This window comes from Ruegeria arenilitoris, assembly GCF_013030265.1.
GTDB classification, from domain to species: domain Bacteria; phylum Pseudomonadota; class Alphaproteobacteria; order Rhodobacterales; family Rhodobacteraceae; genus Ruegeria; species Ruegeria arenilitoris_E.
Genome location: NZ_WPZQ01000003.1, coordinates 261,251 through 275,737, shown reverse-complemented (window position 1 = coordinate 275,737; position 14,487 = coordinate 261,251). Strand labels below are relative to the sequence as shown.

15 protein-coding genes are annotated in these 14,487 nt (G+C 57.0%); 7 read left to right on the top strand and 8 right to left on the bottom strand.

The features are described from left to right. Position 1: 1 nt before the first annotated feature. Positions 2-2,530 carry an ABC transporter permease gene (locus GOX61_RS06590; RefSeq protein ID WP_170332257.1) on the bottom strand — a complete coding sequence of 843 codons (2,529 nt, stop codon included), beginning with the start codon at positions 2,528-2,530 and terminating at the stop codon, positions 2-4. Continuing rightward, positions 2,527-3,222, bottom strand: a complete 696-nt coding sequence (locus tag GOX61_RS06585; protein WP_170332255.1) for an ABC transporter ATP-binding protein — start codon at positions 3,220-3,222, stop codon at positions 2,527-2,529. The genes GOX61_RS06590 and GOX61_RS06585 overlap by 4 nt, the downstream gene beginning before the upstream one ends. Positions 3,223-3,287: 65 nt before the next feature. Between GOX61_RS06585 and GOX61_RS06580 the strand changes: the two genes are divergently transcribed. Then, the gene (locus GOX61_RS06580; protein ID WP_170332611.1) at positions 3,288-3,908 is read left to right on the top strand and encodes an arylesterase; all 621 of its coding nucleotides are present in this window, start codon (positions 3,288-3,290) and stop codon (positions 3,906-3,908) included. Positions 3,909-3,917: 9 nt separating this feature from the next. Continuing rightward, complete coding sequence (locus GOX61_RS06575) at positions 3,918-4,532, top strand: SOS response-associated peptidase (protein ID WP_170332253.1); 615 nt, start codon at positions 3,918-3,920, stop codon at positions 4,530-4,532. Between the two features lie 7 nt (positions 4,533-4,539). On the opposite strand, the gene GOX61_RS06570 is transcribed toward GOX61_RS06575, so the two are convergent. Together GOX61_RS06570 and GOX61_RS06565 are read right to left on the bottom strand one after the other, a co-directional pair. Beyond that, positions 4,540-5,097, bottom strand: coding sequence for a L,D-transpeptidase (locus GOX61_RS06570; protein WP_155149989.1), 558 nt, complete (start codon positions 5,095-5,097; stop codon positions 4,540-4,542). Between the two features lie 179 nt (positions 5,098-5,276). Next, complete coding sequence (locus tag GOX61_RS06565; protein WP_155149991.1) at positions 5,277-5,483, bottom strand: cold-shock protein; 207 nt, start codon at positions 5,481-5,483, stop codon at positions 5,277-5,279. Between the two features lie 286 nt (positions 5,484-5,769). Between GOX61_RS06565 and GOX61_RS06560 the strand changes: the two genes are divergently transcribed. Beyond that, positions 5,770-6,483, top strand: coding sequence for a DUF1353 domain-containing protein (locus tag GOX61_RS06560; protein WP_170332251.1), 714 nt, complete (start codon positions 5,770-5,772; stop codon positions 6,481-6,483). 390 nt (positions 6,484-6,873) lie between these two features. On the opposite strand, the gene GOX61_RS06555 is transcribed toward GOX61_RS06560, so the two are convergent. Both GOX61_RS06555 and ettA read right to left on the bottom strand, forming a co-directional pair. Next, positions 6,874-7,569: a hypothetical protein gene (locus GOX61_RS06555; protein WP_170332249.1), complete on the bottom strand. Its 696-nt coding sequence runs from the start codon at positions 7,567-7,569 to the stop codon at positions 6,874-6,876. A gap of 48 nt (positions 7,570-7,617) precedes the next feature. Beyond that, positions 7,618-9,285, bottom strand: coding sequence for an energy-dependent translational throttle protein EttA (gene ettA / locus GOX61_RS06550; RefSeq protein WP_170332247.1), 1,668 nt, complete (start codon positions 9,283-9,285; stop codon positions 7,618-7,620). A 474-nt stretch (positions 9,286-9,759) separates the two neighbouring features. On the opposite strand from ettA, the gene GOX61_RS06545 reads away from it, so the two are divergent. The 3 genes from GOX61_RS06545 to dacB are packed head-to-tail and all read left to right on the top strand — an operon-like array spanning position 9,760 to position 12,425. Next, a complete protein-coding gene (locus tag GOX61_RS06545) occupies positions 9,760-10,227 on the top strand; it encodes an MOSC domain-containing protein (RefSeq protein ID WP_170332244.1) in 468 nt (155 codons plus the stop codon). A 32-nt stretch (positions 10,228-10,259) separates the two neighbouring features. Next, positions 10,260-10,910: a nicotinate-nucleotide adenylyltransferase gene (locus GOX61_RS06540; protein ID WP_170332242.1), complete on the top strand. Its 651-nt coding sequence runs from the start codon at positions 10,260-10,262 to the stop codon at positions 10,908-10,910. A gap of 36 nt (positions 10,911-10,946) precedes the next feature. Further along, positions 10,947-12,425, top strand: coding sequence for a D-alanyl-D-alanine carboxypeptidase/D-alanyl-D-alanine endopeptidase (dacB, locus tag GOX61_RS06535; protein WP_170332240.1), 1,479 nt, complete (start codon positions 10,947-10,949; stop codon positions 12,423-12,425). Positions 12,426-12,435: 10 nt separating this feature from the next. Here dacB and GOX61_RS06530 read toward each other — a convergent pair whose 3' ends face one another. Continuing rightward, a complete protein-coding gene (locus GOX61_RS06530) occupies positions 12,436-12,858 on the bottom strand; it encodes a tellurite resistance TerB family protein (protein ID WP_155150003.1) in 423 nt (140 codons plus the stop codon). A 135-nt stretch (positions 12,859-12,993) separates the two neighbouring features. Beyond that, positions 12,994-13,452: a cupin domain-containing protein gene (locus GOX61_RS06525; protein ID WP_155150005.1), complete on the bottom strand. Its 459-nt coding sequence runs from the start codon at positions 13,450-13,452 to the stop codon at positions 12,994-12,996. Positions 13,453-13,544: 92 nt separating this feature from the next. Between GOX61_RS06525 and GOX61_RS06520 the strand changes: the two genes are divergently transcribed. Beyond that, positions 13,545-14,426 carry a LysR family transcriptional regulator gene (locus GOX61_RS06520; protein ID WP_155150007.1) on the top strand — a complete coding sequence of 294 codons (882 nt, stop codon included), beginning with the start codon at positions 13,545-13,547 and terminating at the stop codon, positions 14,424-14,426. Positions 14,427-14,487 lie beyond the last annotated feature (61 nt).

Genomic DNA, 14,487 nt, shown 5'->3' with positions numbered 1-14,487 from the left:
TTTAGTCGCTGGCCCGAAGAATACGGGCCGGTCTGACTGACAATGGGCGCAGTGCAAAGATCAAACCGGCACCCAGCGTGACCGCGACACCTGCGATCACGATCCCCAGTGCTGACGGCCAAATCACTGCAAAATCGGTGTCGAAGATGTAGGTGGCTACAGCCCAGCCCCCCAGAATGCCCGTGAACAGGGCGACGAACCCTGCTGCCGCGCCCAACAGGATAGCGCGCAGGGCGAAGCTGATCAGGATACGCCGTCGGTCCGCTCCAAGGGTTTTCAGGACGGCTGCTTCGTAACGCCGGGCAGGTTCACCGGCTGCGGCCGCTCCGATCAGGACAAGGAAACCGGTTAGCAGCGAGACACCTGCGCCATAAGACGTTGCAGCGGCAAGCCCTGCCAACAGGCCTGAAACCCGGTCGATCGCATCTCTGACCCGAATGGCCGTGATGTTTGGAAATTGCCCGGCCAGATCGCGCAGGATTGCTGTTTCGGCCTGTTCTTCAGCGTACACAGTCGCAATGAAACTGTGCGGAGCACCTGCGAGCGCAGATGGGTTCATCGACATGATGAAGCCCATGCCTGCGGTTGAAAAATCAACTTCGCGAAACGACGTCAGTTCAGCGGTGATATCCCGGCCCAGGATGTTCACCGTCAATTCATCACCAAGCTTCAGCCCCATTTCCAGCGCTTCTTCCGCGGCAAAGCTGACTTGGGGCGGACCATCATAGTCTTCGGGCCACCATGCGCCGCCGGTGATGCGCGCATTCTCTGGCGGCAGTACAGAGTAGGTTACACCTCTGTCACCCTCCAGGACCCAGTGATCGCCCGCGACCTCTCGGGCAAGTTGCCCGTTTATCTGTGAAATGATGCCACGCAACATCGGTGCGCTTTCAATCCTGCTGACAGCCGGATCGTTCTCAAGCCGCTCGGAAAATCCGGGCATCTGATCCTTTTGGATATCGACGAAGAAGTAGGATGGCGCGACATCCGGCAAGTTTCCCGAAATCGCGTTGCGCAGGGTACCGTCGATTTGTCCAACGGCTGCCAGAACCGACAGGCCAAGCCCCAGCGAGAGAACAACCGAGGCAGCGCCTTCACGCGGGTCTGAAATAGCCGACAGGGCCCAACGCAGGGCAGGACGCCCGCGTGCGGATGGGGCACCGCGACGGGCTAGCCAGCGGATACCAATCGCGGACAGTGACAACAGCAGCAGCGCGCCTGCCAGACCGCCGCTTGTCCACAGGGTCAGCCAGGTTGAACCACTGAACCAGGACGCTGAGGCGATCAGGAGTGCCAACCCAAAACCCGTTGCGATCACATAAACCGGACGCGGAATGCTGCGGGCGGAAGTCAGAGCGTCGCGGAACAAAGTTGCGGCGCGCACCTCCTCGGTTCTCGCCAGTGGCCAGAGCGTAAACAGGAAGGCGGTCAGCAGACCATAGAGAGCGGCTTCGGCTAGTGGTTGCGGATAGATTGAAAACACAGCGGGCACAGGCAGCTGGCTTTCAATCAGCGGGGCCAGCATAAGCGGTGCCAGACCACCCAGTGCCACGCCAATGGTTATTCCGATTGCAGACAAAACTCCAATTTGGATCACATAGGTCTGAAAGATAGTTGTCCGGTCAGCCCCAAGAGTTCGCAGGGTCGCAATGGTTTCGGTCTTCTGTGAAAGATAAGCCCGTACAGCAGCCGACACACCGATGCCACCAACGGCCAGACCCGAAAGGCCAACCAGGACAAGAAAGGCGCTGAGGCGCGCAACGAACTCGGCAATTCCGGGTGCGCCATTGCGGGCGTCGGTCCACCGCATACCCGTGCCGTCGAATGCGCGATCAGCCTCGGACGACAAAACGGCCAGATCGGTATTTTGGGGCAAATCCAGACGGTATTTGGTCGAGAACAAGGTACCCGGAGCCAGCAGGCCGGACGCCTGTAGATCGCGTGTACGAACCAGTGTGCGCGGGCCCAAACCAAACCCATCCGATGCACCGTCGGGTTCGTTCATCAGCGCTGCTGATAAAACGAAATCCTGTGTGCCAAGGGCAAAACGATCACCTACTGAAAGGCCAAGGCGATCTATCAACGCCAGATCCATCACCGCACCCGGTAGGTCTTGCGATCCGTTCAGCGCGTCCGCCAGCGACATTTCGGGGTTCAGCGTAACTGTCCCTAGCAATGGATAAGCGTCGTCGATGGATTTGACCTGGGTCAGCGCCCTTTCCGTATCTTCTCCTTGGCGCACAACCGCCATAGATCGGAAATCGACTACTTCGGACACATCCAGCGCTGTGTTGTCCATCCAGGCGCGTTCTTCGTCGTTTGCAAAGCGATAGGTAAATTCCAGTTCGGCATCACCACCCAGCAGCGACGCACCCTCTTGCGTCAAGCCGGTCTGGATTGCGTAGCGTACTGAACCAACAGCCGCGATTGCGGCCACACCAAGGGCAAGACAGGCCAGAAACACGCGAAAACCGCGTAGACCGCCCCGAAGCTCGCGCCGAGCCAGCCTTCCGGCCAGTCTCAGGCTCATTCTGCTGCCTCGCGCTGGGCTTCATCGGCGATTCGACCATCGCGCAATCGGACGACGCGATCACATTTTCTTGCCAGTGAATGACTGTGAGTCACCAGAACCAGTGTAGCGCCATGTTTGTCGCGAAGGCCAAACAGAAGCTCGACGATGGCCTCTCCGTTTGTCTCGTCCAGATTGCCGGTCGGTTCATCTGCCAGAAGGATCTGGGGGCGTGGAGCTGACGCGCGGGCCAGAGCCACGCGCTGTTGTTCGCCACCCGACAATTGTGCCGGGTAGTGGTCTCGGCGGTGGGACAGGCCTACGGCCTCCAGTTCAGCTTCGGCACGCTGAAACGCGTCCTTGTGACCGGCCAGTTCCAGCGGGGTTGCCACATTTTCCAGCGCGGTCATAGTGGGGATCAGGTGGAAATTCTGAAACACCACGCCCATCGTATCGCGCCGGAACCGGGCAAGTTCATCTTCACCCATGCTGGTCAGATCGTGTCCAAGGGCAGCTACTTTGCCGCCAGTCGCCTGTTCGAGACCGCCCATCAGCATAAGCAATGAGGATTTTCCTGATCCGGACGGACCAACCAAGCCAAGTGTTTCACCTTGCGCCACGGTCAGGTTGATGTCGTGCAGAATTTTAACACGACCGGCATTGCCATCCAGTGACAAAGCGGCATTTTGGAGTTCCAGAACAGATGTTGTCATCGGTCTTTCCGAAGGAGAGCAGTCAATTGGGATATGGAGCGGTAAAAAAATTGCGCAAGACTTTGATGTCGTGCCTGTTTGCATGTTGCGGCTTTGCTGCCACAGCAGAACCGGTGGTGATCGCAGCACTGGGCGATTCACTCACACAAGGATACGGCCTGATCGAGGACGACGGATTGGTTCCACAGCTTGACCGCTGGCTGGATGCCCAGGGTGCAGATGTACGGCTGATCAACGCAGGCGTTTCAGGTGACACCACGGCTGGCGGTGCATCACGTGTCGAATGGACACTGACGCCTGAGGTCGATGGCATGATCGTTGCGCTGGGGGGGAATGATCTGCTGCGGGGTATCGCCCCCGAAGTTTCCCGCGCCAATTTGGATAAAATCCTGAATGCAGCGGACAAGGCAGAGGTCGAGGTTTTGCTGGTTGGGATGGAAGCGCCGGGCAACTATGGCCCGGATTACAAACAAGCATTCGATAGCATGTACCCCGAATTGGCACAGAAGTACGACACACTCTTTGTCGACAGCTTTTTTGTTGGACTTGAGGCAGAAGGCAATCCGGGTGCAGTTTCGCAATACATGCAGTCCGATGGTATTCATCCAAATGCGCAAGGAGTTGCGCTGATCGTTGAAAATCTGGGGCCAACGGTGCTGGAACTTGTGACAGATGCGAGCAAATAGGAGGCAGGTATGCCGGGGCGGTTCTTTCTGACAAGGCCGATTTCTGACATTGCACAGTTTCTCGGAGTTTCAGAAACCCCGGATGCTCAGCCTGCTCGCAAGAACATACAACCCGGACAAGATGTGCTAGCGCTGACTCGTGACGGGCTGGTTTCGATGCGCTGGGGTATGATCCCCGTCGGTCGCGTGAATGCACGGGGACGCCCGGTTATGGAGACTATCATCAACGCGAGATCTGAAACTGTATTCGACAAAACTGCTTTCGAAGGAGTTGGCAGGGCGATTATCCCCGTGGATGGTTGGTATGAATGGACCGGGGAAAAGCGCCGTAAAACGGCTTGGCGTATTTCCTCGGCAGATGGTGCACCATTGCTTTTTGCTGCGATCACAGACAGATGGCAGGCCCCCGGAGGTCTGACCATCGATCAGATCGCGGCGGTGACATGTGAGCCCAACGCTGACGTCAAACCTATCCATCATCGCATGGGTGTTCTGCTTGAGCGATCAGATGTCGAAGACTGGCTGAACGGATCAGAAGAGCGGGCGAAATCTCTTACCCGCTCATGGTCGAATGGTCGTTTGCAGATCGAAGAGGCAAACGATGTGGATTGGACTGCGCCCTGAGATGGCGTCAGACAACAGTCACGACAGTGCCGACGGGAACCCGGTTATAGAGGTCAATCACATGCTCGTTCAGCATCCTGATACACCCGTTTGATACGGCGCGGCCAATGGTTTGTGGCTGTGTTGTCCCGTGGATGCGGAAATAGGTATCAACGCCGTTCTGAAACAAATACAACGCTCGCGCACCCAGCGGATTGTCACCACCGCCGGGTTGGACATAGTCGTTGTCCTTGAATTTGGCGTAAGCGACCGGATCCCGTTCGATCATCTCTTCGGTTGGTCGCCAAGTTGGCCACTCTTTTTTGACGTCGATAGTCGCTGTGCCCGTGAATTCCAGCCCGGCCTTGCCGACACCACATCCATAGCGGATCGCTTTTCGGGGTTCGGTCACGTAGTACAGGTAGAAAGATCTAGGGGCGACGAGCAGCTGTCCGGGTAGGAACTGTTTCTTGATCCGCACGTATTGTGGCGTCGGATCATACTCGACCGCCTTCTTCTTGGCACTGGCGATTCCCGGCAGCAGACTGACAGCGGTACCTGCCATAAAGACGCGGCGTGTGACCATGGTGGGTTCCTTCAAATGACCAAAGAAATCATGACTATACTTTCAAAATGATAGCCGATTTGGTCAATCGTCGGGCAAGGATAACTGAAATGTGATGTATTCCGCATGCCACAGTAGGATTGCGGAATAACAGTGCATAAATGAAAAGGGTGAGGAAATCACCTCACCCTTTCAAGAGCTTATGCAAGCTCGATGTTGTCCGCGCTTTCGCGGCCGTCACGACCCGAGCGCAGCTCGTAAGTGACTTTTTGGTTGTCGGCCAGACCGGTCAGGCCCGAGCGCTCGACGGACGAGATGTGTACAAACACGTCTTTGCCGCCATCTTCGGGTGCGATAAAGCCATAGCCTTTGGTGGTGTTGAACCATTTTACGGTGCCTGCGGGCATATCCGTTGTCTCCTGTTTAGTGCTGCCCACGGTGTTGCGGCAGCCCGGCGTCGTTGTCTGTATCGATAGACTGAACGCCGTAGAAGGAGACAGTAGGTCGAAATAGAAAAACGTAAGCCCTTTGGATATGGCATCGCTAAGGGGGTGTGACAAGGGAGATTGTTCGGCTTGTGCAGCGCAAAAAGGGCCAATTTTCCGTTTTGTACAAAAATCCGCCGAAAGTTTTGACGCTGCTTCGATTATCGTCCTAGGCTTGATCAATTGATTGAATTTATTGGAGCGCGCGATGATTTTCCGCAGTCTTGCCCTGATTTCACTGGCCGTTCTGACCGCATGCGGCAGCCGGATATACGACGAGTCTCAACCTGGTGAGTTCACCGGATCGCTGCTGGTGATGTGGGTGGATGGCGGTAGTGACTCTACCGGAGATGGTCGGTTTGTCTATGTCCCCGATCTGGATCGGCAGGGGCGTGCGCTGATGTTCCGGCGCGGCGTGCAGACGGACGGGCGCGCGGTGCATATCACCGAGGTCGAACCGCGGCTGATGTATACCGACGGGGGCAGCATTCCACGACTGGTGCAGCCGGTGAAGGGGCTGAACCCATGGGGTTATGCGCCCGCCTATATGGTGCATGACTGGCTGTTCGCCGCGCGCAAATGTCTGAATGCCGGGGATGCAGATGCAGATGAGGCGAAGGTGAACGATGTTACCTTTCGCGAAAGCTTTGAGATCATGGCCGAGATGCTGAAAACGCTGGAGCGGCAAACGGCGGTTGCCGAAAGTGATCTGCAGCCAAGCGCGATCACCTGGGCGGTTTCGGGTGGAATCTCAAAAGGTCTTTGGGAGGATGATACTTGTCCCACCCCGCGCATCGACCCGGAGCACATGAAGCAGATCGAGGCCCGGCTGAGGATCGGTCGGGACGGGCCGCAGAAATCAGTTCGGGTGGCAGGTGAGGATGTGACCCCTGCGCGGGTTGTGCAGGTGATCGGGTTTTAAGTGAATTTTAAACATGGACGTAATTGTGTCGGGACACAGGCTATTACTGCCGTGTCCGGAAAGCGGGGGGCAAGTTTTTTCACATTGCCTCCGGTGGGCCGATCGTTAAACCTGTTGACGCGCGAGATGGCGTATTTCGCTCGGCTTTTGCGATTACCCAGTGGAAGCGGCTGTTTGGTGGCGTAGGTTTTGGAAACATACCATTCATAATGAAAGGGACTGCCGCAGTCACATGGCGTACTGGTGTGGGGGTGAGTGCCGGTCTAGCGCAGATGGCGAAACGTTCAGTGGACGCTTCGAGGTGCGGACGGGTGGAGCCTCGGTCAAGTACGATTTGGTAGAGCATCCGAATGATCGGCTGCGTTTGTCGATCCATCGCGAAAACCGCGTTTACTGTTTTGTTCTGAGCTTCAGCCACGACAGGACAAGAACAATCAAAACGCAAACCGCGCTTGCAAAAAGAGCAAGTGGATCGATTGTGAAATTAAATTTGTCTTCGAGCAATCCAAGGTCTAGCAAAGAACCTCCAACGAATGCTGCAGCTGACATTCCCCAGACCCAGCGTCGCGAAGCTTTTAGCTTTTCGCGTTCGAGATGGGCACTCTCAAAGTTTTTTCGTGCTTCAATTGCAAGATCTGAAAGCTCATGGTGGAGTTTCTCGGATTTTTTGAGGTCTTCGCTCAGAATCGTGCCTAAAGCTCTGCGCTCTGGGTCGACGTTTGATTTGAGCCATTCTGTGATTGAATCTGCGTCGGCTTCTTGAATGGCTAATTGGACCGGTTGTGAATCGCAAGCATCCAGAATTCTGTCATCTCCGACGATGACATAACCTTTTTGGGACCCTAATCTGTCGATGCAATAAATACCCTCGTGAACACAAACACCTCCAACAATAAATTTTACATAATACATCTGCTTTGAAGTGAACGGTGTGCCACAAGTGTGAACACAGATTGACCGTGTATTTCGAAGGAATTTCTTTTGATGCTTGGGGGATCTTAGCTCGTCATCACCGACGTCTCGATCTGGAAGTTTAACAATTAAATCCATAGAAATCACCACTTTAAGATGTGGTGATTTCTGCATTAAACAACCAGGACATGCAATTCAAAAAGCTGCAAGGCTAAGAGTTTTCTACCGAGCAAACTTCTTGTGCTTCAACCGTTTGGGCTCCAGCGCGTCTGGTCCCAGGCGGCGTTTTTTGTCCTCTTCGTAATCCTCGAAGTTGCCCTCGAACCATTCCACATGAGCATCGCCCTCGAACGCCAGAATATGCGTGCAAATCCGGTCGAGGAAGAAGCGGTCGTGTGAGATAACCACGGCGCAGCCGGCGAAGTCGACTAGTGCGTCTTCCAGCGCGCGGAGGGTTTCGACGTCGAGGTCGTTGGTCGGTTCGTCGAGCAGCAGGACGTTGCCGCCCTCTTTCAGCAGGCGGGCCATGTGGACGCGGTTGCGCTCACCGCCGGATAGCAGAGAGACCTTTTTCTGCTGGTCGCCACCTTTGAAATTAAACGACGAGCAATAGGCGCGGGAATTGACCTGCGCGTCGCCCAACTGGATGATTTCGGCGCCGCCGGTGATCGCCTCCCACACGGTGTCGTTGTCTTTCAGGTCGTCGCGGGACTGGTCGACATAAGACAGCTCGACCGTGTCGCCCAACGTGATGGTGCCGCTGTCGGGCTGTTCCTGCCCGGTGAGCATCCTGAACAGGGTCGATTTACCGGCGCCGTTGGGGCCGATGACGCCAACGATGCCGCCGGGCGGTAGGGCAAAGTCCAGCCCTTCGATCAGCTGCTTGTCGCCCAAGTGCTTGGATAGGCCTTCGACCTCGATCACCTTGCCGCCAAGGCGCTGGCCGTTGGGTATGACGATCTGGGCGCGGGTCAGCTTCTCGCGTTCGGACTGTTCGGCCAACTCGTTATAGGCGTTGATCCGGGCTTTTGATTTGGCCTGACGAGCCTTCTGGCCCTGACGCATCCATTCCAGCTCGCGCTGTAGGGTCTTCTGCTTGGACTTGTCCTCGCGTGCTTCCTGTTCCAGCCGTTTGGCCTTTTGTTCCAGCCATGCCGAATAGTTGCCCTCGTACGGAATGCCGCGGCCACGGTCGAGTTCGAGTATCCAGCCGGTGATGTCATCCAGGAAATAGCGGTCGTGGGTGACGATGAGGATGGTGCCCTTGTAGTCGATCAGGTGCTGTTGCAGCCATGCGATAGTCTCGGCGTCCAGGTGGTTGGTCGGTTCGTCGAGCAGCAGCATGTCGGGTGCTTCGAGCAGCAACTTGCAGAGCGCCACCCGGCGTTTCTCACCACCCGAGAGATTGGCGATGTTGGCATCATCCGGCGGGCAGCGCAGCGCTTCCATCGAGACGTCGATCTGGCTGTCGAGGTCCCACAGGTTCTCGGCGTCAATCGCGTCCTGCAGGGTGGTCATTTCCTCCATCAGCTCGTCCGTGTAGTTCTCGGCGATCTCCATGGCGATTTCGTTGAACCTGTCGACCTTGGCCTTTTTCGCGGCCACGCCCAGCATGACGTTTTCGCGTACGGTGAGGCTTTCGTCGAGCTGCGGTTCCTGCGGCAGATAGCCGACCTTGGCGCCCTCAGCCGCCCAAGCCTCACCCGTGAAGTCGGTGTCGAGGCCGGCCATGATCTTCATCAGCGTCGATTTACCCGCGCCGTTGACGCCGACGACACCGATTTTCACGCCGGGTAGAAAGCTCAGGTGGATGTTTTCAAAGCACTTCTTGCCACCGGGATAGGTCTTGGAGACACCCTGCATGTGGTAGACATATTGATAGGCGGCCATGTCGCGTCCTCTGGGTCGGGGAAATCAGGTTGGGCGGTGTGATAACGGATGCGTTGGGTGGGGGCAATGGATAGGATTCATGGGTGTATTGGAAGAATAGTATTGCAAGATCAGTTTGCTGCCGACATGCGGGCATATATCGAAGAATCTAACAGCCTCGGGGAACAACTTATTGGAACTGATGGAACTTGAAAGAGCTCTGGAGGTCGTCAGTGCCTCACTTGCGCTTGCTTGGTTTGCGTTTTCGATTTGGTGTATGTCGATACTCCGGACCGATATCATGCGTGCCCGCTTAAGTGTCTTCAACGAGCCTATTCGGACAAAAGGTCAAATGTTGCCCGCACCTAAGTCGTATGTACGGCCCGAGGACGTTATTGCCCTTCGGGCTTACGTTTGGAGGGCTAGCAAGAGAACAGCGGTGAATGTTGCAATCGCTTGGGCTATCTTTTTCTCGCATTCTTATTGGTGCTTTTCATGTCTCTGAAAAACCTCATAGCCGGATGGGCGCGGCCCGGGCGTGTCAAGTGGATCGGCCTGCGGCCTGACCGGCGCGCAAAGTTGCAGGCTGTCGAGTCTGCAATGATCTCTGGCGATGGTCTGGAGGGCGACCGCAGCCGGGCGGGCAAACGGGCGGTGTCATTGATCCAGCAGGAACATCTGGCGGCGATCGGCAGCTATCTGGGGCAAGGGCCAGTCGCGCCGGAAACCCTACGGCGTAATCTGCTGGTTTCGGGGATCAATCTGGCCGCGCTCAAGGGGCGTGAGGTGCAGGTGGGGGAGGCGATCCTGCGCATTACGGTGATCTGTGCGCCGTGCAGCCGGATGGAGGAGGCGCTGGGCAAGGGCGGCTATTCGGCCGTGCGCGGGCATGGGGGATGGTGTGCCGAGGTGGTGCAGTCCGGGCGGGTTCGGCTGGGCGATGCGGTGCAACCTGTTGATTGACAACGCCTCGCAGTTCTGAACATCAGCAAGGGATGTTGCGAAGCTCTATTCCATATGCGCGGCCCGGGCAGGTCATTGGGTTGTTTGGCGGGTCCTTTGATCCGCCGCATCAGGGCCATGTGCATGTGACTCTTGAGGCGATGAAAGCCTTTGGGCTGGACCGGGTGTGGTGGCTGGTGTCCCCCGGAAACCCGCTCAAGCAACGTGGGCCAGCGCCGCTGGCGCAACGGATGGCGGCGGCGGGGTCGCTGATGCAACACCCTCGGGTCGAGGTGACGGATATCGAGGCGCTGACCGGGACGCGGGCAACGGCGGATACGCTGATCGAACTAAGGCGGCTGTATCCCGGAGTACGTTTTGTCTGGCTGATGGGGGCAGACAATCTGGCGCAGTTCCACAAATGGAAGGATTGGCGGCTGATCATGGACAGTGTTCCGGTGGGTGTCCTGGCACGACCGGGAGATCGTATTTCGGCCCGGATGTCCCCGGCTGCGCGGATTTATGCGAAGTACAGAATTGATGGTCAGGCTCGGCATCTGCTGGGTCGGAGTAGGGCACCTGCGTGGTGTTTTGTGAATGTGCCGATGGTTGATGTCAGCTCGACCGATATCCGTTTGCGCGGTGAGTGGAACAATCGGGTGTTGCCTGAAGAGCGACCATGGGAGCATAATTCATTTGAATGATTGTTTGCCCGTGATCTCTGGGATTTAAATTGACCCATGGTTGATCGTATTTCGCGCCGTTTATTTCTGGGGGGATTGGGGTCACTTGTGATCCCGGTTGCCGGATTGGCTGAGGCCCCGGCAAGATCTTTGCGTCCACAACTGCGTGGTACCGAGCTGAGCGGTGTCGAGCGGGTCATTCAGGCTGCAGGGCTGAAAGGCGAGGTTGTGTTCGCCGTCGCTGACGTCAAAACTGGAACGCAGCTTGAGGCATTTGGAGGCAAGGAAGGTTTGCCGCCCGCCAGTGTCGCCAAGGCGTTGACCGCGCTTTATGCGTTGGATGTGCTGGGGCCGGATTACAGATTCGAGACCCAACTGGTGGCCGATGGCCCGATTGTGAACGGCATACTCAAAGGCGATCTGATCCTGGTTGGTGGGGGCGACCCCTTGCTGGATACCGATGCGCTGGCCACGATGGCCGCCAATCTGCGCGAGGCGGGCATTACCGAGGTGCAGGGTTCATTCAAAGTCTATGATGGTGCGCTGCCCTATGTGTTCAGTATCGATCCGGGGCAACCGGATCATGTGGGTTACAGTCCGTCAATCAGTGGAATATCGCTGAACTTTAACCGTGTGCATTTCGAATGGAAACGCGGGACTGGTGGTTATGACGTAACCATGGATGCCCGCAGCGCGCGCTATACCCCGGCCGTGGATATGGCTGCGATGCGGGTCGAGAACCGCAGTCTGCCGATATACACCTATCAATCCAGTGCAAGACAGGACCGGTGGACCGTCGCCAAAGGTGCGTTGGGTAATGGCGGCGCACGGTGGTTGCCGGTGCGCAAACCCGCGCTTTATGCCGGGGATGTTTTCAGAACTCTGGCCCGGGCCAATGGGATCGTACTGGGTCGGGTTCAGGTCACCAGCCAGGCCCCGAAGGGTGAGGTTCTGGTTGTCCACCTGAGTGATCCTTTGGAGAGCATTCTGAAGGGTATGCTCAAGTACTCGACCAACCTGACCGCCGAGATGGTCGGGCTGGCAGCAACAAAGGCGCGAGGCGTTGAGCCGCAGACCCTTGCGGACTCTGCCGCAGAGATGAACCGATGGGCTGCCGAGACTTACGGGACCAGCAACATCCGTATGGTGGATCATTCGGGTTTGGGGGATGCATCACGCATGGACCCGGCAGATCTGGTGACAGCACTGGTTGCAGCACGCGAATCGAAGGCGCTGCGGCATTTGCTGAAGCCCTTTACACTGAAGGACAGCAACGGGCGCGCCATTAAGGGTCACCCGATCACCGTTGATGCCAAGACCGGAACCCTGAATTTTGTGTCGGGGCTTGGGGGCTATGTCACAACCGCAGCGGGGGCGGAGCTGGCCTTTGCCATCTTCACCGCAGATGTCCCGCATCGCGCCACGATTAGCCGCGAAAATCGGGAGCGACCTGATGGTGCACGCAGCTGGAACCGCAGGTCCAGAAAGCTGCAGCAAACGCTGATCGAGCGCTGGGGTGCTTTATACGGAAGCTGACGGTGCCGGATCAGACGGTGTGGCGCGCCCGTGCGCCGCGTTCAATTGCCGCCGCGTGAAGCCGGTCAATGTTCAGTTCATACCGGATTTCTTCCAGCAGGCGCAGCTCGGTCTCAGCCAGAGAGCCGTCAGCGGCAGCGACATCGCAGGCCAGCGCATAAGCTGTTTCGTTCAAACGCTCTGGCAGGTTGTCGCGGATCAGGCCAAACAATGCGTCCAGCCCATCTTCCTGTTCGAAAAGGTCAAACACGATCTGAGATACTCGGCGTGTCCGGTCGATGTCATAGTCGGCAAAAACCGGCAGCATGTTCACGGCAGTTTCGATCTTGACCAGCTCGGCTGTGCGGATGGTTTCGTCCGATGCCGAGACCGCAACCATGATCGCCACGAGGCAATCCTGCGGGGACATTGGGTGGGTAACTTGCTCGGTCATTGGATCGTCCTGCTTGGGTATCTCTGATCGCGCACGATATGAGCGGGCGGAAGCAGGTTCAACACCTTGTTTTGTCACGCAGGGGGTGTGACGGTTTTGTGCCGGGCAGGATTAACCCGCCCGTGCATCACGATTTCAGGCTGTTGCAGAGAATTTGTACTCGATTTCCTCAAAGCTCTGGCTGGCAAAACCATAGGCAAAGCGAAGACCACCTTCACCGGCGACCACGCCATGTTCGGCACCACCAGGTACGTAGAGTGCTACGCCGGGGCGCATTTCATGCGGCACTCCATCGATGGTGACTGTGCCGTTGCCATCCAGACCAAAATAGAACTCGGCCGGGTCATGCCGGTGAGGCAGCAGGCGATCGCCGGGGCCAAACTCGGCAACGCCTAGAACCATGTCGCGGGGGCTGTCCTGTGTGCCGTTGATCAAAGTGCGCCAGCGGACCTCGCCATATGTCGGATCGGTGCCGCCAGCCAGAGGCACCTGTGCGGCATCCACTGCAAGCGGGGGATGTGTCAGATTGCTTGCCTGATTCAGCATCACAGTGTCGCTGTAATCGGTGGCCAAAGTGTCCAGTTGCTGCGTCATGGCGGGTCCTCCTCTGATCGTCATTTGACGCCGTTCTGCTGTCGGGGCAATAAGGGAAAGGTGAAACAGGTCATACGCTGAGGTTATGATAGATGGACAGGTTGCCAAGCTTCGCAGGGCTTACGGCCTTTTATGCGGCCGCACGGCTTGGAACGCTGACTGCAGCGGCGCGCGAACTAAATGTATCGCAGCCTGCGGTGTCACGTAGAATTGCTGATCTCGAGGCAGACCTCGGATGCCATTTGTTCGATCGAAGTCGAAAACCCGTTAAAATGACACAACATGGGCGAAGTTTACTCAAGGCACTACATGGCGGGTTTGGTCAAATCGAAAGCGCGGTCGGCCAGATCAGACAGGCGTCACAGGGTAAAGTTGTCAGCGTTACGGCACCTTCGGGTTTTGTTGCATTTTGGCTGATCCCGCGGTTGGGGGAACTGGAGGCGGACTTTCCTGAAACTACGATTCGGATCATAAGCCAAGAGTATGGTGAGGCGGTGCGGCCCGGTGATATTGTCATTCGTTTTGGTCACAGGGAGGCCGAGGAAGAAACACGGTTGCTTGGGGATGCGGTTTTCCCAACCGCGAGCCCCTTGTATCTGGCGAACCGAGGGATGAACGGTCAGGATTATGATTTTTCCCGGATGACCCTGCTGACCATGGAGACGGCGCGCAGCCAGTGGCATGACTGGCCAAGCTGGTTTCAGTCGGCTGGTCTGCAAATGCCAAAAGGTGCGCGGGTACTCGATTTCAACTCTTATGCGATGCTGGTGAATGCAGCCCTGGCAGGGCAGGGTGTATGCTTGTGCTGGGATGGTGTTCTGGACAGCTTTCTGGACACAGGTGCGATGACCCGTCTGGAGGGATCAACAGCCGTTTCGGCGCGAGGGTACTTCCTTTCGGCGCGGGATGGGCTGGCGGCAGAGCCTCATGTTCGTGATATTCTGACCTGGATTGCGGAAACCGGTCAGAAATAGTCTCTGTTTCTCCGAGTGTTTATTGACTCATGCTGCATCCGCACAATAGGAGGGGTCGGTC